Annotated in this window: 15 protein-coding genes; 10 read left to right on the forward strand and 5 right to left on the reverse strand. The window is 65.8% G+C overall.

Going from position 1 to position 17,572, the window contains the following annotated elements:
* Positions 1–102 precede the first annotated feature (102 nt).
* The 4 genes from WMN78_RS05080 (at position 103) to WMN78_RS05095 (ending at position 5,063) form a co-directional block, all read left to right on the forward strand.
* Positions 103–1,047 carry a thermonuclease family protein gene (locus WMN78_RS05080; RefSeq protein ID WP_340532418.1) on the forward strand — a complete coding sequence of 315 codons (945 nt, stop codon included), beginning with the start codon at positions 103–105 and terminating at the stop codon, positions 1,045–1,047.
* A 72-nt stretch (positions 1,048–1,119) separates the two neighbouring features.
* Positions 1,120–1,641, forward strand: a complete 522-nt coding sequence (gene rraA / locus WMN78_RS05085) for a ribonuclease E activity regulator RraA (protein WP_340532419.1) — start codon at positions 1,120–1,122, stop codon at positions 1,639–1,641.
* Positions 1,642–1,757: 116 nt separating this feature from the next.
* Positions 1,758–3,410 (forward strand): MDR family MFS transporter, encoded by a 1,653-nt coding sequence (locus WMN78_RS05090; RefSeq protein ID WP_340532420.1) that lies wholly within the window; start codon positions 1,758–1,760, stop codon positions 3,408–3,410.
* A gap of 213 nt (positions 3,411–3,623) precedes the next feature.
* Positions 3,624–5,063, forward strand: coding sequence for a sugar porter family MFS transporter (locus WMN78_RS05095; RefSeq protein WP_340532421.1), 1,440 nt, complete (start codon positions 3,624–3,626; stop codon positions 5,061–5,063).
* A 230-nt stretch (positions 5,064–5,293) separates the two neighbouring features.
* On the opposite strand, the gene WMN78_RS05100 is transcribed toward WMN78_RS05095, so the two are convergent.
* The 3 genes from WMN78_RS05100 to WMN78_RS05110 are packed head-to-tail and all read right to left on the reverse strand — an operon-like array spanning position 5,294 to position 9,208.
* Positions 5,294–6,448: a mannitol-1-phosphate 5-dehydrogenase gene (locus WMN78_RS05100; protein ID WP_340532422.1), complete on the reverse strand. Its 1,155-nt coding sequence runs from the start codon at positions 6,446–6,448 to the stop codon at positions 5,294–5,296.
* Positions 6,448–8,421 carry a PTS mannitol transporter subunit IICBA gene (locus WMN78_RS05105; RefSeq protein WP_317783312.1) on the reverse strand — a complete coding sequence of 658 codons (1,974 nt, stop codon included), beginning with the start codon at positions 8,419–8,421 and terminating at the stop codon, positions 6,448–6,450. Before WMN78_RS05105 ends, WMN78_RS05100 begins: the two co-directional genes overlap by 1 nt.
* 58 nt (positions 8,422–8,479) lie before the next feature.
* Positions 8,480–9,208 carry a TetR/AcrR family transcriptional regulator gene (locus WMN78_RS05110; protein WP_340532423.1) on the reverse strand — a complete coding sequence of 243 codons (729 nt, stop codon included), beginning with the start codon at positions 9,206–9,208 and terminating at the stop codon, positions 8,480–8,482.
* 161 nt (positions 9,209–9,369) lie between these two features.
* On the opposite strand from WMN78_RS05110, the gene ptsP reads away from it, so the two are divergent.
* From ptsP to WMN78_RS05135, 5 genes are all read left to right on the forward strand, one after another.
* Complete coding sequence (gene ptsP, locus WMN78_RS05115; RefSeq protein ID WP_340532424.1) at positions 9,370–11,055, forward strand: phosphoenolpyruvate--protein phosphotransferase; 1,686 nt, start codon at positions 9,370–9,372, stop codon at positions 11,053–11,055.
* Between the two features lie 32 nt (positions 11,056–11,087).
* Positions 11,088–11,366, forward strand: coding sequence for an HPr family phosphocarrier protein (locus tag WMN78_RS05120; protein ID WP_340532425.1), 279 nt, complete (start codon positions 11,088–11,090; stop codon positions 11,364–11,366).
* Between the two features lie 63 nt (positions 11,367–11,429).
* Positions 11,430–11,828 (forward strand): helix-turn-helix domain-containing protein, encoded by a 399-nt coding sequence (locus WMN78_RS05125; RefSeq protein ID WP_340532426.1) that lies wholly within the window; start codon positions 11,430–11,432, stop codon positions 11,826–11,828.
* 112 nt (positions 11,829–11,940) lie between these two features.
* Positions 11,941–12,171 (forward strand): hypothetical protein, encoded by a 231-nt coding sequence (locus WMN78_RS05130; RefSeq protein WP_340532427.1) that lies wholly within the window; start codon positions 11,941–11,943, stop codon positions 12,169–12,171.
* Positions 12,172–12,267: 96 nt separating this feature from the next.
* On the forward strand, positions 12,268–13,617 hold the full coding sequence (locus WMN78_RS05135) for an FAD-binding protein (RefSeq protein ID WP_340532428.1): 1,350 nt from the start codon (positions 12,268–12,270) through the stop codon (positions 13,615–13,617).
* Between the two features lie 12 nt (positions 13,618–13,629).
* On the opposite strand, the gene WMN78_RS05140 is transcribed toward WMN78_RS05135, so the two are convergent.
* Complete coding sequence (locus tag WMN78_RS05140; protein WP_340532429.1) at positions 13,630–14,850, reverse strand: helix-turn-helix domain-containing protein; 1,221 nt, start codon at positions 14,848–14,850, stop codon at positions 13,630–13,632.
* 233 nt (positions 14,851–15,083) lie between these two features.
* Here WMN78_RS05140 and ald point away from each other — a divergent pair, with 233 nt between their 5' ends.
* Positions 15,084–16,202, forward strand: coding sequence for an alanine dehydrogenase (gene ald / locus WMN78_RS05145; RefSeq protein WP_340532431.1), 1,119 nt, complete (start codon positions 15,084–15,086; stop codon positions 16,200–16,202).
* A gap of 105 nt (positions 16,203–16,307) precedes the next feature.
* Here ald and WMN78_RS05150 read toward each other — a convergent pair whose 3' ends face one another.
* Positions 16,308–17,396, reverse strand: a complete 1,089-nt coding sequence (locus WMN78_RS05150; protein ID WP_340532432.1) for a Gfo/Idh/MocA family protein — start codon at positions 17,394–17,396, stop codon at positions 16,308–16,310.
* Between the last annotated feature and the right edge of the window lie 176 nt (positions 17,397–17,572).

Below are 17,572 nucleotides of genomic sequence, written 5' to 3' on the forward strand. Positions count from 1 at the left end.
TTCGTTACAGCTGGCATGCTGCTCAGTGCCTGCAACGCTGGCTCCAGTAGCCAAAGCACAGATCCAGCCGCCAATCAGAGGGGAGCAGGCGAAGGCGAGGCTGTGGTTGTCCGTGTCATCGACGGCGACACTTTCACAGCCAGAACTAACGGCGACGAGAAGACCATCCGGCTGTTAAATGTCGATACTCCGGAAACGAAGGATCCCAATGCTCCCGTCGAATGCATGGGTCCCGAAGCGACGAAGGCATTAGAGGAACTTCTACCTGTTGGTTCGGTGGTCAAGTTGGAACTCGACGTCGAGCCATTGGACAAGTACGGAAGGACCCTGGCTGGCGTCTTCGATGCGGCCGGAGTACTGGTGAATGCCGAGATCGCTCGTCTCGGGTTCGGCATCCCGGTCCTGTTTGAGCCAAACAAGAAATTTCATCCTGCTGTCGTAAAGGCCTTCGAGGAGGCACAGTCGCGCGGCGTCGGGCTAACCTCGGCCGACATTCCATGTCTTCCCGCACAGCAGGTCGAAGAAGCAGTCAAGGCCGCAGAGAGCCTGGCCGCGTTGCCCCTGGCTGATACTGTGGCGGAGCTCGATCGGTCACATGCGGGCTTAGTGACGGCTCTCGCGGCAATAGCGGCACTCAAGGCAGCCGGGTCTGCCAAGAAGCATGTCCATTGGAGAGCATACAAGTCGGCTCAGCTGGCCTCCATGATGACCCGGCTGGATGCAGCGACCACAGCAGGCGTAGCTCGGCAGGCATCGATAGGCGCCAAGAAGACGGAGATCGCAAACGCGGCAGCGGCCGAAGCTGCTCGCGTTGCTGCAGCGGCGGAAGCTCGCGTTGCCCAGGAAGCGGCTGCGGCTGCGGCCGCAGCCGAAGCGGAGAGGGTCCGCAATCTTCCGCCTGCCCCAGCGCCGTATGTTCCGCCGGTCTACGTGCCCCCCGTCTACGTGCCGCCGGCCGCGCCGGCTCCCGTCCAGAATCCGTACCCCGGATACACCGGGCCGCGTTGTTATGCGCCGGGAGGCAAAAGCTGGACACCGTGTAAGTAGAGTGGGGCTCGGGGCTGGATGCTGAACCCAAGTCCCGGGCCTGCTAGGCGCCACCGATTCCGAGGAGGACCAATGACCGCTTCGTCCGCAGACACCCCTGAAACCCCTGATGCCACAGGCGCCACCGGGAGCATCAACACCGCCGACCTCTACGACGAACGGGGCGAGGAACTCAATTCCATCGCGCTCCAGTTCCAGTCACTGGGCGGGATCTCGCACTTCAGCGGGCCGGCCCGCACCATCCGTTGCCTTGAGGACAATGCCCTGGTCAAGTCCACCCTGGGTACTCCGGGTGACGGCGCCGTGCTGGTGGTGGACGGAGCCGGTTCGCTGCGGACCGCCCTCATGGGGGACATGATCGCGGCGAGCGCCGTCGCGAACGGCTGGGCCGGCGTCGTCATCAACGGGGCCATCCGGGACCGCGAGGTCCTTGCCGACCTGCCGCTCGGCGTCAAGGCGCTGGGCAGCAATCCGCGCAAGAGCGCCAAGGAGGGCGCAGGCGAAACGGACGTGGAACTGGAGATCGACGGCGTTAAGGTGCGCCCGGGTGCCATGATCTGGTGCGATCCGGACGGGATCCTGGTGGAGCGCTGAAGTTAATTCTTCATTTCGCAGGGGCTTAGCAGGGCCGGGGGAACAAATCTCAAAGTAAGATAGTTACTGAAAGCAACTATCGAGCTTGAATCCCTTTTCTTTGTAATGGAGCAGTCATGTCCAAAATCGCCGCCGGGCCCGTAGCCGGGGACGTCCTGACGAAGCGTCAGACCATCACAGTGATGGTGGGCCTCATGCTCGGCATGTTCCTGTCCTCGCTGGACCAAACCATCGTGTCCACGTCGATCTACACCATCGCCAACGACCTTGACGGGCTCTCCCTGCAGGCCTGGGCCACCACGGCGTACCTGATCACGTCCACGGTGAGCACCCCGCTGTACGGCAAGCTCAGCGACATTTTCGGGCGCCGCCCGCTCTATCTGGCCGCGATCGTGATCCTCCTGGCGGGGTCCCTGTATGCCGGCTCGGTGCACTCCATGACCGAACTGGCCATCGCCCGCGGCATCCAGGGTATGGGCGCCGGCGGTCTGCTGGCCCTCGCGCTGACCATCATCGGCGACATTGTTGCGCTCAAGGACCGCGCCAAGTTCCAGGGCTATTTCATGTCCGTCTTCGGCATCTCGTCCGTCCTGGGCCCCGTGGTGGGCGGCGCCTTCGCCGGCTCCGCGAATATCCTGGGCTTCGACGGCTGGCGCTGGGTATTCTTCATCAACCTGCCCATCGGCCTGGCCGCACTGGCCGTCGTGTTCCTCTATCTGCACCTTCCCGCCAAGCACGTCAAGCAGAAGATCGACTACTGGGGGGCGGCCGCCATCACGCTGGCCATCGTTCCGCTGCTCCTGGTGGCCGAGCAGGGCCGCAGCTGGGGCTGGACCTCGGCGGCGTCCCTCCTGTGCATCGGGCTGGGCATCGTGGGCATCATCGCGTTTCTACTGGCCGAGAAGCGCGCAGGCGACTACGCCCTGATCCCCCTTAGGCTCTTCCGGAACCTCACTTTCGGTCTCTCCTCGCTGCTGAACTTCATCATCGGGATCGGCATGTTCGGCGCGATCGCGATGCTGCCGATGTACCTCCAGCTGGTGAAGGGCCTCACCCCCACCGAGGCCGGCCTGATGATGATCACCTTCACCGTGGGCATCCTCACCGGCTCCATCACCGCCGGACGGACCATCTCAGCGTCGGGCACCTACCGGATCTTCCCCATCATGGGCACCGCGGTGCTGACCGCTGCCGCCACCGTGATGGGCTTCTCCCTGGGCGTGGACACCGGCCTCTGGGTGCCGGGCGTCATCGCGGTGTTCTTCGGCCTGGGCCTTGGTTTCTGCATGCAGCCGCTCACGCTGGCCATGCAGGTTTCCGTCCCGCCGAAGGACATGGGCGTTGGCACCTCCTCCGCCGCATTCTTCCGGTCCATGGGCGGCGCCGTGGGCACCGCCGTCTTCATCTCCATGCTCTTCAGCATGGCCGCTGACCGCATTGCCACGGGAATGAAGGACGCCATGCAGGACGCCGGCTACCTGAAAGTCCTGAAGGACCCCGCAGTGGCTGCCGACCCCGCCAACGCCAAGCTCTATGAGTTCTTCCAGAACGGCGCCACCAACGAATCCCTCAACGACACCAGCTGGCTGCACACAGCCAACCCCGTGCTCACCCGGCCCATCACCGAGGGCTTCGCCCAGTCGATCGACGCCGTCATGCTCACCGCCGCCGTGCTCACCGGGATCGCCTTCCTGATCAGCTTCGCGCTGCCAAACAAGAAGCTGACGGACCCGAAGGCTGCCTCCAAGGAGTCCGTGCCGGCGCACTAGGGACTTTCGCGCGCGAACGTCAGGGCAGGCCCGCAGCCGGGCCGGAGACGACGACGGCGGGACGTCCGCCGTCGTCGTCCTCCCGTAAGTGGAACCTCACAGCGTGAAGTGGCACACTGTTTAGCGCGTGTGCGCCGGCCAACAGGGCTGGTTCCGTGGTCAACGATGTCCGCACAGCTAAAACCCAAAGCGTCAAAATCCCAAGGGAGATCCATGTCCACATCCAGCACCGAAGGCCGTCCCGGCGTTCCCCGCAAGGTGATCGGCCTCGCAATCGCGGGAGCGGTGGGCGGGTTCCTCTTCGGCTTTGACTCCTCCGTTGTCAACGGGGCCGTCGACGCCATCAAGGGCGAATTCGCCCTGAGTGAGGCCGTCACCGGCTTCGCGGTGGCCGTCGCCCTCCTGGGCTGTGCTGCCGGCGCCTACCTGGCCGGCAAGGTGGCCGATAAGTACGGCCGCATTCCCGCCATGAAGCTCGGCGCCATCCTTTTCCTGGTGAGCGCCCTGGGCACCGGCTTCGCGTTCGGCGTCTGGGACCTGATCTTCTGGCGGCTGGTGGGCGGCCTCGGCATCGGCCTGGCCTCCGTCATTGCCCCCGCGTACATCTCGGAAATCTCACCGCGGCACGTGCGCGGCCGGCTCGCCTCGCTGCAGCAGCTTGCCATCACCACGGGCATTTTCGCCGCCCTGCTGTCCGACGCCCTGTTCGCCAACGCGGCCGGCGGCGCGGACCAGCCGCTCTGGCTCGGCATCGAGGCCTGGCGGTGGATGTTCCTCGCCGGGGCCGTCCCCGCCGTCGTGTACGGCTGGATTGCGTACACCCTGCCCGAATCCCCGCGCTTCCTGGTGTTCAAGGGCAAGGAGGACGAGGCACGCAAGGTGTTCCAGACCATCGCACCGTCCGAGGACACCGACCGCCACATCCGCGAAATCCAGTCCGCCATCGAGGAAGACAAGCTCGCCGGCCAGAGGGGCTCGCTCCGCGGCAAGGTCTTTGGCCTGCAGGCCGTGGTGTGGATCGGCATCACGCTGTCCGTGCTGCAGCAGTTCGTCGGCATCAACGTGATCTTCTACTACTCCACCACCCTGTGGAAGGCCGTGGGCTTCCAGGAGAAGGACTCGCTCACCATTTCGGTGGCCACGTCCGTCACCAACATCCTGGTCACCCTTGTGGCCATCGCACTGGTAGACCGCATCGGCCGGCGCCCCATCCTGCTGGCCGGCTCGGTGGGCATGGCAGTTTCGCTGGGTGCCATGGCCCTGGCCTTCGCTTCGGCCACCGGTTCCGGTGAGGAGATCTCGCTGCCCGGTGCCTGGGGCCCCGTCGCCCTGGTGGCCGCTAACGTCTTTGTGATCAGCTTCGGCGCCTCGTGGGGCCCGCTGGTGTGGGTGCTGCTGGGTGAGATCTTCCCGTCCCGGATCCGCGCCCGCGCCCTCGGCCTGGCCGCGGCCGCGCAGTGGATCGCCAACTTCGCCATTACGCTGAGCTTCCCGGTGATGGCGGCAGGTTCGCTGCCGCTGACGTACGCCATGTACGCACTGTTTGCAGCGGCGTCGTTCTTCTTTGTGATGTTCAAGGTGCCGGAGACAAACGGCATGTCGCTGGAGCAGGCGGAAACACTGTTCGTGCCGAAGGGGACCGTCAAGGTCTAGGCACCTTCCAGACGCCGCCCCTGGGGGTGGGGGGGGTGCAAACGCTCTTTCACTTCCTGCCCCCTAAATCCCCGACGCTCTCTCACCTTTCGCACGGAAAACACAAACGCTCTCTCACCTGCTGAACTGAGGTGAGAGAGCGTTTGCGTACATCCCGCAAGAGGTGAGAGAGCGTCGCCGGAAAACCGACAGGAAGTGAGAGAGCGTCGGTGCCAGGGGGTAATACGCCCCTAGACCTTAGCCTCCGACTTGACCTCTTCCACCAGCGCCTCGACGGCCGCGAAGAGCGGGTGCCCGGGCGTCAGGCCGGTCACCTTTTCCGTGGCCTCCGCAGCCGTGGACGACGCCACGATCTGCGCCAGCTCGGTTGCTTCGGCGTCGGCGGGATCGTTGAAGCGCAGGGCTGCTGCCATGGCTCCAAGCAGCGCCTCGGGCACGATTCCGCGTTCGGCCAGTTCCGCGGCCGGGCCGATGAAGCGCTCGTGCCGGCTGAGCTTGCGCAGGGGCGCGCGGCCCACCCGGTTCACGGTGTCCGGCAGGTGCGGGTTGGTGAAACGGCCAAGGATCTTCTCCACGTAGGCTTCCTGCTCCTCGCGGTTGAAGCCGTGCTTGTGGATCAGCAGCTCCTTGGTTTCGTCCAGGACGGCGCGCACATCGGCGGCGACGTCCTGGTCCGCCATGGCCTCCGAGATTTTGCCAAGCCCGGCCTCGAACCCGAAGTACGCTGCAGAGGCGTGCCCGGTGTTCACGGTGAAGAGCTTCCGCTCAATGTACGGCTCCAGGTTGTCCACAAACGTGGCGCCCGGGATGACCGGCGCATTGTCCCCGAAGGGCGTGCGGTCGATGACCCACTCGTAGAACGTCTCCACTGTGACATCCAGGCCCTTGCCCGGCTCCTGGTTGGGGACGATCCGGTCCACGGCTGTGTTGGCGAACACGGCAGCGGCCTCAAGCGGGCCGGTCGCCGGATCCCACTGCGCCGCCACTTCGTCCCGCAGGGTGTCCGTGGCGTTGATGGCGTTCTCGCACGCCATCACCTGCAGTGGAGCCAGCCCGGCCGCCCTTGCGGCGATGCCCTTGGCGATCACGGGCGCCACGAACTTCAGGATGTGCGGCCCCACCGCGGTGGTGACGACGTCCGCCGTCGCGATTTCCGCCACGACGTCTGCCTCCTGGGTGGCGGAGTTGAGCGCCCGGAAGTTGTCCACGGTCCGGACTGTGGGGTTCTCCCCCACTTCGTGGACGTCATAGCTGTCTGCGGCGGCGAGCTGCGAGATCAGTTCATCCGCGACGTCGGCAAATACAAGCTCGTAGCCTGCCTGGTGCAGCAGCAGTCCCACAAAGCCGCGGCCGATGTTCCCGGCCCCAAAATGAACAGCCTTCACTATGCGTTGACCTTTCCGAAGAGTGCCAGCACTTCGTCAACGGTGGTGGCCGCCTCGAGCTGGGCCACCTGCGCCTTGTTGGTGAAGACCTTGGCGATGGAAGACAGGATCTGGAGGTGCTCGTTGTTGATGCCGGCCACGCCCACGACGAACTTGACCTCCTTGCCGTTCCAGTCGATGCCGTTCGGGTAACGGATCACGGAGACCGCGGACTTCATGATGTGGTCCTTGGCGGCGTTGGTGCCGTGCGGAATGGCCAGGAAGCTGCCCATGTACGTGGACACTGATTCCTCGCGTTCGTGCATGGCGTCGATGTAGCCGCTGTCCACGGCGCCGCGGTCCAGCAGCAGCCGGCCCGCTTCGTCGATTGCGGCGTCACGGGTGGTTGCCGTGCCGTTGAGGACCACGCTGTCAGCCACCAGGATGTCCGACGGCGGCGCGGCCTCCGGTGCGGCGGCTGCGGCAGCGGGCGCCGCTGCCCCCGCAGGAGCAGTTTCGCCGGCGGCTGCCGTTCCCTCAGTGTTGCTGCTCTTGACCAGTTCCACGATCTCGTCATACCGCGGGCTGTTCATGAAGTTGTCCACGGAGACATGCACGGCGCTGCTGGTGGCGGGCTTGGCCCGCTCAGTGAGGTCCTGGTGCGTGATCACAACATCGTAGGTGTCGCTCAGGTTGGCGATGGCGGAGTTGGTGACCTTGACGTCGGGGTAGCCGGCGGCCTTGATCTTGTTCCGCAGCACCGAGGCGCCCATGGCGCTGGAGCCCATGCCGGCGTCGCAGGCAAACACGATGTTCTTGATGGGACCTGCCATGACGGCGGTGGTTGCGCCTGCGCCGGTCAGGGCGGAGGAGATGGAGCTCTTCTTGCCCTTCATGGCCTCCATCCGCGAAGTGGCGGCGCTGAGGCTGTCCTCCTCGGTTTCACCCACGGGCGTCTTGCTGGCCTTCAGGATCACCGAGGCGATCAGGAAGGACACCGTGGCTGCGAGCAGCACGGCCAGCGCCACCCCGAAGTAGCTGTCACTGGCGGTGGCAGCGAAAACTGCGAAGATACTGCCCGGGGCAGCCGGCGAACGCAGGCCGGCGCCGGTGAGCACCAGGGTGAAAATGCCGGTCATGCCGCCGCCGATCGCGGCGAGGATGATGATGGGCTTCATCAGCACGAACGGGAAGTAGATCTCGTGGATGCCGCCGAAGAACTGGATGATGCCGGCACCGGGGGCTGACGCCTTGGCCAGGCCCTTGCCGAAAACCATGTACGCCAGCAGGATGCCGATGCCGGGGCCGGGGTTGGCTTCAAGCAGGAACAGGATGGACTTGCCGTCCGCCAGGGACTGCTCAGTGCCCAGCGGCGTCAGGATGCCGTGATTGACGGCGTTGTTCAGGAACAGCACTTTGGCAGGTTCGATGAAGATGCTGGTGAACGGCAGCAGGCCGTTGTTGACGAGCCATTCGACGACGTCGCTGGCGCCATCGCTGAAGGACTTCACCACCGGGCCAATCACGAGCATGCCGAAGATGGCCATGAAGGCCGAGACGATGCCTGCAGAGAAGTTGTCGATCAGCATCTCGAAGCCCGGCTTGACCCGGCCCTCCCAGACCTTGTCCAGCTTCTTCATGATCCAGGCGGTCAGCGGGCCCATGATCATGGCGCCGATGAACATCGGGATGTCGGTACCCACAATCACGCCCATGGTGGCGACCGCGCCCACCACGCCGCCGCGGACTCCGTGGATCATCTTGCCGCCGGTATATGCGATCAGGAGCGGCAGGAGGAAGGTGATCATCGGCCCTACGAGGGCAGCGAACTGCTCATTCGGGAACGGACCGTCCGGGATGAACAGTGCCGTAATGATGCCCCAGGCGATGAAGGCGCCGATGTTGGGCATGATCATTCCGGACAGGAACGTCCCGAACTTCTGGACGCCAACCCGCAGGCTGGTACGGGGTTTTGCAACTGTCTCTGTTGCCATGTGATTTCCTAACCGTGATTCCTGCTGCACCGCAGGATGGTCCGATATTTTCCGACGACTAGCTGGTGGAACTGGTAGAGATCCGGTGGAGCCATTCGAGAAAGAGCTTGAGTTCCGAGCTGGAGAGCTGATCCGAGTGCGACGCCTGGAGCGCGGCGTTTAGGGCGATCGCTGCCACCACAACCGACGATTTACCGGACGTGTCGGGCCCGGCGCCGCTGGCCTGTTCCGCAGAAACCGCGAAAATCATGGCGTCCCGGGTCATGGTGGATAGTTCAAGATTGCGTTCCGCGGCAGGCTCCGCAATCAGCATGAGCGTCACGCCCACGTTCGCCGCCAGGATGCTTCTGGCCGCCTCACGCGGCTGCACGTTCAGCTGCCCCGCCACTGCTGCTTTGTTCAGCATTTCCTCCATGAGTGCCTCGGCATCGGCAACGATGGCCGGACGGCTCTCAGGGCGAATGTTGCCAAACATTACCAAGTAGAGTTCCGGCTGGTTCAGCCCGAACTGCACATGGTTGTCCCACATCCGCCGGATGTCTTCCAGCGGATGTCCGGACGGCGCGAAGTCGCGTTCGCCGGCCACATACTCTTCAAAACCCGCCGCGACGACGGCGTCAAACAGCCCTTCCTTGTCACCGAAGTGGTGATAAAGGGTGGGAGCAGAGACCGCTGCCAGCTGGGTGATCTGGCGGGTGGAAACTGCCGCGCCACCGGAGTTGGCCAGCAGCTCGGCGGCTGCACGCAGCAACCGAACTTTGGGCGGAAGCTGGCCATCGAAACTCATAACCGCTACCCTAGCACCTATAGCAACGCTATATGAAGTGCATCACATACAATTTTTTCAGGTACCGCAAAAGCCGTCCGACGTAGCCGTCGCGACGGTCCGGGCAATCGCCCGGGCAACGAACGGCGGGGCCTGCTTACGGCAGAGAACGAGGACCTTCAGTGCAGAACTTCCCAGGAGTAGGCGTCAGCCCCGGCCGCATCATCGGCACCATCCGTCAAATGCCCCAACCCATCAGCGAACCGCCGGCAGGCGAACAACTGCCTGCCGGCGTCACGGCCGAGGACGCAACCGCTGCCCTTAAGGCGGCGTCCCAGGCCGTGCACGATGAACTGAAGTCGCGGGCCGCCCACGCCACGGGTGACGGCAAGGCCGTCCTGGAAGCCACGGCACTGATGGCCAAGGACACCATGCTGATCAAGGGTGCGGCCAAGCTCGTAGCCCGCGGCATCTCGAGTGAACGCGCCATCTGGGAGTCCGGCTCGTCCGTCTCGGAAATGCTCCACAACCTGGGCGGCTATATGGCTGAGCGCGCCACCGACGTCCTGGACGTACGCGCGCGGATCGTGGCCGAGCTGCGCGGCGTGCCCGCTCCCGGCATCCCCGCCTCCAACACGCCGTTCGTCCTGGTGGCCGAGGACCTGGCACCGGCCGACACCGCAACCCTGGACCCGAACAAGGTCCTGGCGCTCGTCACGGCAGGCGGCGGGCCCCAGTCCCACACCGCCATCATCGCCCGATCCCTCGGCCTTCCCGCCGTCGTCGCCGCAGTAGGCGTGGACGAACTCCCGGACGGCACAGACGTTTTTGTGGACGGCGCCGCCGGCACCGTCACGTCCGAGCCCGACGAATCCTTGCGTGCCGCAGCGGAGGCATGGGCGGCCACCGCTTCCCTGCTGGCCGAGTTCAGCGGCACGGGCGCGACGGCGGACGGTCACCTGGTGCCGCTGCTCGCCAACGTCGGCGGCGGCAAGGACGCGGAGGCAGCCGCCAAGCTGGGCGCCCAGGGTGTGGGGCTGTTCCGCACCGAGTTCTGCTTCCTGGAACGGGATACCGAACCCACCGTGGAAGAGCAGGCCGCGGCCTACAAGAGCGTCTTTGATGCCTTTCCGGGTAAGAAGGTGGTCCTGCGTACGCTCGACGCCGGCGCCGACAAGCCGCTCCCGTTCCTGACCGACTCCACGGAGCCCAATCCCGCCCTGGGCGTCCGCGGCTACCGCACGGACTTCACCACGCCCGGCGTCCTGGACCGCCAGCTGGAGGCCATCGCGCTGGCCGAAAAGGAATCCGAAGCGGACGTGTGGGTCATGGCCCCGATGATCTCCACGGCGGAAGAGGCCGCCCGCTTTGCCTCCATGTGCGCTGACGCCGGCATCAAGACCCCCGGCGTGATGGTGGAGGTCCCCTCTGCCGCGCTGACGGCCGAGGCCATCCTGCGCGAAGTGGGGTTCGCCAGCCTGGGCACCAACGACCTCACCCAGTACGCCATGGCGGCCGACCGGCAGCTCGGCCCGCTGGCCGCGCTGAACACTCCGTGGCAGCCCGCCGTCCTGCGCCTCGTCGGCCTCACCGTTGAGGGCTCGCGGGCTGAGGGCCACAACAAACCTGTGGGCGTCTGCGGCGAGGCGGCGGCGGACCCGGCCCTCGCCGTCGTGCTGACCGGACTCGGCGTTTCCACGCTGTCCATGACCGCACGGTCGCTGGCGGCCGTGGCCGCGGTGCTCAAGACCGTCACGCTGGCCGAAGCGCAGGAGCTGGCCAAACTGGCGCTGTCCGCGCCGAGCGCCACCGAAGCCCGGGCCTGGGTGCGCGAGAAGCTGCCCGTGCTCAACGAACTCGGCCTCTAACAGCCGCCCACCGACAACCACCAGGAGAAGCAATGCCCGAACGTACCGCAACCATCGCCAGCCGCTCCGGCCTCCACGCCCGCCCTGCGGCGCTGTTCGCCGAAGCGGCCGGCAATGCCGGGGTGGACGTCACCATTTCCATGCAGGGTGAGCCGGCGGAGGAGGCCCTCGACGCCGCCAGCATCCTTTCGCTGATGACGCTGGGGGCGGCCAAGGGAGACGTCGTGGTGCTGCGGGCCGACGGCGACGGCGCGGAACAGGCCCTGGACGCATTGGTCACTCTGCTGGAGACGGACCTCGACGCCGAATAGCGGCGTCCAGGCCGGATCATCGATACAAAGCCGGGTCACGCCGGGGGGCGCTAGGATTTCGGCATGGCACTGATTGCTCCCCGCGTGACCGCCGGTCTCCCCGGCGACGAAGCCCTGAAACTGAAGCATGCCTTGAACGGCAGCCATGACATCACGGTGTTCGTGGACGGCACGGTCCACCGTCTGCCGCCCCAGGCGAGGGACGCCGTCGTGGACCTGCTCAGCCGCTTCAGCCGCGGCGAAGCAGTGACCGTGAGCAGCGTGGAGGAAATGCTGACCACATCCCAGGCCGCGGAGCTTGCCGGCATTTCACACACGTATCTTCGCAACATGACGGATCGCGGTGAAATACCGGTGGAATACCGCGGCACGCACCGGCGGATCCGACTGGCGGCCATCATGGAATGGCTGGAGGCGCAGAAGAAGACCAAACCAACCGGCGACGGCGGCGAGCAGCCTTGATTGTGCGGCGTTCGTTTAGCGCGGAACGCCATTTGTGAAGCAGTGATAAGGATCAAGCAACGATCACCGCTTACCGCCAAAAGGCCGCAAAGGCCGGGGTTACCCTTTATTTGTGGGTAAGTTCAGAGGGTGGCACATCGTGGCGGGGTTCGCCGCCATGCTGCTGACTGCCGCCCTCGGAACGGCCATGGGCCTGAGCAATACCGCCGCTTTTATGGCCAGCTGTGTGGCTTTCGTTGCGGTCTCCAAGGGCCTGGAAAGCCACTTTGCCCGGCGCCGCCGCGAAGCGGCCGTCCGCCTCCTTGAGGAAAGCCAGTCACGCACGTCGATGGAAGACCGCTGACAGGTGGATGACCATTGACACGGAGGGTTCGGCTCACCAGAATTGTTAGCGATAACAATCGCCGGCGGCCGCGTTGGTCCGGCGCGAAAGGATGCAATGCGCACTGAGACCAGCGAACTGCCCGGCCTGAGCTCCGGCACAGCCGGCGGCCGGGGTTCCGGCCTGAACGCCGAACTGAACTGGGCGGGTAACTACCGCTACACGGCCGCTGCGATCCACCGTCCCCGCACCTTGGAGGAAGTCCAGGAAGTGGTGGCGGGCGCATCGAAAATCCGCGCGCTCGGCTCCCGCCACTCGTTCAACGCCATCGCGGATTCCCCGGGGTCCCTGATTTCGCTTGAAGAACTGGATCCGGGCATCCGCATCGACGCTGCCGCCCGCACCGTCACGGTCTCCGGCGGAACCCGCTACGGCACCCTCGCGGAAAAGCTGGAGGCCAACGGCTTTGCGCTGCCCAACCTGGCCTCCCTCCCCCACATCTCGGTGGCCGGCGCCGTCGCAACCGCAACCCATGGTTCCGGAGACGCCAATGGAAACCTGGCAACATCCGTCGCTGCACTGGAAATCGTGGCAGCGGACGGAACCGTCCACCATGTCAGCCGGGGCAGCTCGCCCGACTTCGACGGCGCCGTCGTGGGTCTGGGCGCGCTGGGCGTCGTCACCAAGGTGACCCTGGACATCGAACCCACGTTCACGGTCCGGCAGGACGTCTTCGAGTCACTTCCCTGGGAGACCGTGCTGGAGAATTTCGACGCCGCCACCTCCGGCGCCTACAGCGTCAGCCTGTTCACGGACTGGAGCGGCGACGCCGTCGAGCAGGCATGGCTCAAGAGCCGCGTTTCCGGTCCGGGCACCGCCGGCGCCGACCCGGAACCGGCGTTCGCCGGCAACACCTTCTTCGGCGGTACGCGCGCCACCGCCGCCCGGCATCCGCTGCCGGGAGTGTCGGCCGAAAACTGCACCGAACAGCTCGGGGTCCCCGGGCCCTGGTCTGAGCGCCTGGCCCACTTCCGCATGGCGTTCACGCCCAGCAGCGGCGAAGAGCTCCAGAGCGAATTCTTCGTCCGGCGCGAGGACGCGGTGGCCGCCATTGCGGAACTGCGTGCCCTGTCGGACCGCATCACCCCGTTGTTGCTCGTGTCGGAAATCCGCACCGTGGCGGTGGACCAGCTGTGGCTGAGCACGGCGTACGGCCAGGACTCTGTAGGGTTCCACTTCACCTGGAAGCAGCGGCAGGACGACGTGGAGGAAGTGCTCCCCGTCATGGAGGAGGCGCTTGCGCCGTTCAACGCACGGCCACACTGGGGCAAGCTGTTCCACTCAGACGCCGACGCTGTGGCCCGGCTCTACCCGCGCTTTGCCGACTTCAAGGACCTCGCCGAGCGCATGGATCCGGAGCACAAATTCCGCAACGAGTTCCTGGCCCGGAAGGTCTTTGGCAGCTAGATCCGCGATCGCCTAAATCCGTGGCCGTCCTGCCCAGCGGCGGGCCTTGAGCGCCGCGTGGAGTTCCAGCCGGACCATGCCCTTCAGCGGGTCCACGCCGAGCACCTGCCGGATGCGGCCCAGCCGGTTGTAGATGCTGCTCCGGTGCAGGTGGAGCTTTGTGGCAACGTCCTGCACTGAACCGTCGTTGTCGTAGAGGAGTTCAAGCACGGGCAGGAGCTCACCGTTCCGGTCATGGTCTTCCAGGATGCGCGAGTAGACGGAGCCGGCGTCGGCCCAGGCTCCCGCGCCGCCACCGGCGGACGCAAGCAGCTGATAAACGCCCGTGCCCCGGCAGTCCACCAGTTCGCCCAGCTGGGGGTCCACCGCGGCGGCCTGCGCAGCCTGCTTCGACTGCCGGTAGGCATCTGCTATTTCGCGGGGCTTGGCGAAGCCCTCGCTCGTTCCCAGGATGATCCGGTGCACCGTCCGGCCGGACCGCTTGGCGAGTTCCAGCTGGTAGTGGACAAGAACCTGCGCGTGGGCCGCCCGCCCGGTCGACTCCCGGAACAGGACCACGGCATGGGTTTCGGTGCCTGCGCTGAAGAGCGCCGCATCCACGCCGATGGTGGCCTGCAGCGCCGCGGAACGGTGGATCAGGGTTGAGGCGATGGGATCGGACCCCTCCGCCCAGCCGTCGGCGTCGAGCACCGTGACGAGCTGCCACGGACCGCGCCCCTGGACTTCCTTCCACCCGGCCACCGCGGCCACCGCATTGGCCTCGCCGCGGCAGGCGCTCAGGAACTCCTGTTCCCTGCGGCGCCGGAATTCAGATTCCGCAGTGTTCGACTCGAGCAGCAGCCCGGACAGCAGCTCAAGCTCATCCCGGACGCCGGGCAACTGGGTGAGGATCGCCGTCGCACTCTGGTCCTCAATGTCCTGCTGCACCCACAAGTAGCCGACGCGGAAACCGCGAACCAGCAGCGGGACGCAGACGCGTCCCAGCATGCCCAGCTCCTCGTTGGCGGGTACGACGACGGGACGCACCGCCGTCGCGATCCCGTGCGAGAGCTGCCACGCCTTGACGTCCGCCGGCACGCGCTTACTGAGGAGGAAGTTCACCCTGACCCGGTCCGCGTGCGACTGGTTGGAGCTGTAGGCGAGCAGGACGCCGTCGAGATCCTCAAGCGAAAGCCCCCGGCCAAGCTTCACGGCAACCTGCTCAACGAGCTCTTCAACATCCTGCTGGTGCATGCCTGCCACATTACTGCCCGCCAACCCTGCAGCGTGAACGGACATCAGGCGACACCTGACGCCCCGCGGCTCGACAGATGTCTAGGTGCGAAGGTCAAAAACCGCGGAAACACGCGGGAGGAGCTGGGCGGGGACGGTCAAATCCTGTCAGCTAGCTCACACACAGATTTATTCTGGAAGTACAGATTCCCCGCACACCCGGCCCAAGAGGCCACCAACGATGGAGCCCACAAATGATCATCGGCGTCCCCAAAGAAATCAAGAACAACGAATTCCGCGTGGCCATCACCGCAGCCGGCGTGCATGAATTCCGCACCCACGGCCACACCGTGCTGGTGGAACGCGGCGCAGGCCTGGGCTCCGGAATCACCGACGAGGAATACGCCATTGCCGGCGCCGAGATCGTTTCCGAAGCCGACGACGTCTGGGCCCGCGCCGACATGGTCATGAAGGTCAAGGAGCCCATCGCCGCGGAATACCACCGCTTCCGCAAGGGCCTGATCCTCTTCACCTACCTCCACCTGGCCGCCGAGCCCGAACTGACCCGGGAGCTCATCAACTCCGGCGTCACCGCGATCGCCTACGAGACAGTCCAGGAAGGCCGCACGCTGCCCCTGCTGGCCCCGATGTCCGAAGTTGCCGGACGCCTGTCCGTCCAGGTCGGCGCCACCTCGCTGATGGCTCCCGCCGGCGGCAAGGGCGTACTGCTGGGCGGCGTCCCGGGCGTCCGTCCCGCCAAGGTTGTTGTCCTCGGTGCCGGCGTGGCCGGAACCAACGCAGCCGCGATGGCCCTGGGCCTCGGTGCCGACGTCACCATCCTGGACATCAACATCAACCGCCTGCGCGAACTCGATGCCCAGTACCAGGGCCGGCTGAAGACCGTCGCGTCCAACAAGTACGAAATCGAAAAGTCCGTGGTGGATGCGGACCTGGTCATCGGCTCCGTGCTGATCCCCGGCGCCAAGGCCCCCAAGCTTGTCACCAACGAACTCGTTTCCCGGATGAAGCCCGGCTCAGTCCTCGTGGACATCGCCGTGGACCAGGGCGGCTGCTTCGAAGACACCCACCCCACCACGCACCAGGAACCCACGTACAAGGTCCACAACACGATCTTCTACTGCGTGGCCAACATGCCCGGCGCGGTCCCGAACACGTCCACGTACGCACTCACCAACGTGACCCTGCGGTACGGCGTGGCCCTGGCGAACCTCGGCGTCAAGGCCGCATTCGAGAAGGACCCCGCACTGGCAGCCGGCCTCAACATTGCCGCCGGCCACGTGGCCCACCTCTCCGTCTCCGAAGCGCACAACCTGCCGCTCGTAGCTGACTGGCACGAACTGGTCTCTGCGTAGGCCTTAGTTCGTCCCGCTGCGCTGGACGACACACATCCTCGGCGTGCTGCTCCTTCGTCGCTTTGACGCACGCTGCCGGATGTCTGTCGTTCAGCGCAGTTTTGGTTAAGCCCTCTGCGTCGCCATTTCCCGTGCTTGTTCGATTAGTTTGAGGACCTCGATCGGCCCAGCCGGATCCACCGGGACGGGCAGCGGCGAGGCGGTGCCGCCGTCGTTGATTTTGTCCGCGAGGATCCGGTAGAACTCCGGGTACGCTCCCCGCTCGGTGGACAGCCGGTCCAGGTGTCCGTCGCGGCCCAGGAGCCCGGCCCATTCGGCGCCCTCGACGCCGTATTCCTCGTCCAGAGGCCCTCCGCCGGCCACAATGTACGGCTCCTGGGGGTCGACGCCGTGCTTGGTGAAGCCGCCTTCCGACCCCAGGAGCCGGTAACGGGGTCCCTGCTGGGCGCAGAGCATGTTCATCCAGAGGTGGCTGACCACGCCGGAGTCATGCTGCAGGGCTACGAACACGTCGTCGTCTGTTTTCTCTCCTTGCCGCCGGGCCCGGAGTTCCGCGTGCGTGACGGTCGCCGGGCCGAACAGCTGCAGCGACTGGTCAATAAGGTGCGTACCGAGGTCGAAAAGCACTCCACCGCCGGCGTCCGCGGTGGCCTCCGCTTTCCAGGCCTTGGAGACTTCCGGGGACCAGCGCTCGAACCGCGACTCGAACCGGGTCACAGTTCCCAGGGCGCCGCTTTCCAGCAGGCCCTTGACCGTGAGGTAGTCGCCGTCCCAGCGGCGGTTCTGGAAGACAGTCAGTACGCGGCCACGGCGCGCGGCAAGGTCCGCCAGCTCCCTGCCCTCGGCGCTGCGCACCGCAAAAGGCTTGTCGACGACGACGTCGAGCCCCGCTTCCAGCGCGGCCTTCGCCAGGGGGTAGTGGGTGGCCGGCGGCGTCCCGAGGACCACCAGGTCAAGGTCGCCGGCGAGCGCCAGGAGGTCGGCGGGGGTGTTCACGAGCCGCGCCGCAGGGTAGCTGGCGGACGCATCTTCCTGCCTCCCGGCGTCGGACGTCGCAATGGCGTCCAGGGAGTACGCGGGGTTGGCGGCGATCAGCGGCGCGTGGAACACGCGGCCGGACAGTCCGAAGCCGGCGACTGCCGTCCGGATGGCGGGCTTGCTCAGGCCGGAGCCGGGAGTTGCTTCTGTGCTCATGCTCCAACGCTACTCCCGGACGCTCTCTCACTTCCCGCGTTGTTTCATCAAACGCTCTCCCACTTCCCGCGTTGTTTCATCAAACGCTCTCTCACTTCCCGCCGGATCGTGTCGGGAAATCCCGCGCCGGTGAGAGACGGTCTGGCGAAAATGCGCGAAAAGTGAGAGAGGATGGC

Origin of the sequence: Arthrobacter oryzae (genome assembly GCF_037911235.1) — a bacterium.
Taxonomy (GTDB): domain Bacteria; phylum Actinomycetota; class Actinomycetes; order Actinomycetales; family Micrococcaceae; genus Arthrobacter; species Arthrobacter oryzae_E.

Bases quoted from the DNA above. Each gene is read 5' to 3' on its own strand.
- WMN78_RS05125 (WP_340532426.1), top strand. From the start codon at position 11,430: ATGGCACTGATTGCTCCCCGCGTGACCGCCGGTCTCCCCGGCGACGAA.
- WMN78_RS05095 (WP_340532421.1), top strand. From the start codon at position 3,624: ATGTCCACATCCAGCACCGAAGGCCGTCCCGGCGTTCCCCGCAAGGTG.
- rraA (WP_340532419.1), top strand. From the start codon at position 1,120: ATGACCGCTTCGTCCGCAGACACCCCTGAAACCCCTGATGCCACAGGC.
- WMN78_RS05120 (WP_340532425.1), top strand. From the start codon at position 11,088: ATGCCCGAACGTACCGCAACCATCGCCAGCCGCTCCGGCCTCCACGCC.
- WMN78_RS05110 (WP_340532423.1), bottom strand. From the start codon at position 9,208: ATGAGTTTCGATGGCCAGCTTCCGCCCAAAGTTCGGTTGCTGCGTGCA.
- WMN78_RS05140 (WP_340532429.1), bottom strand. From the start codon at position 14,850: ATGCACCAGCAGGATGTTGAAGAGCTCGTTGAGCAGGTTGCCGTGAAG.
- ald (WP_340532431.1), top strand. From the start codon at position 15,084: ATGATCATCGGCGTCCCCAAAGAAATCAAGAACAACGAATTCCGCGTG.
- WMN78_RS05105 (WP_317783312.1), bottom strand. From the start codon at position 8,421: ATGGCAACAGAGACAGTTGCAAAACCCCGTACCAGCCTGCGGGTTGGC.
- WMN78_RS05090 (WP_340532420.1), top strand. From the start codon at position 1,758: ATGTCCAAAATCGCCGCCGGGCCCGTAGCCGGGGACGTCCTGACGAAG.
- WMN78_RS05135 (WP_340532428.1), top strand. From the start codon at position 12,268: ATGCGCACTGAGACCAGCGAACTGCCCGGCCTGAGCTCCGGCACAGCC.
- WMN78_RS05150 (WP_340532432.1), bottom strand. From the start codon at position 17,396: ATGAGCACAGAAGCAACTCCCGGCTCCGGCCTGAGCAAGCCCGCCATC.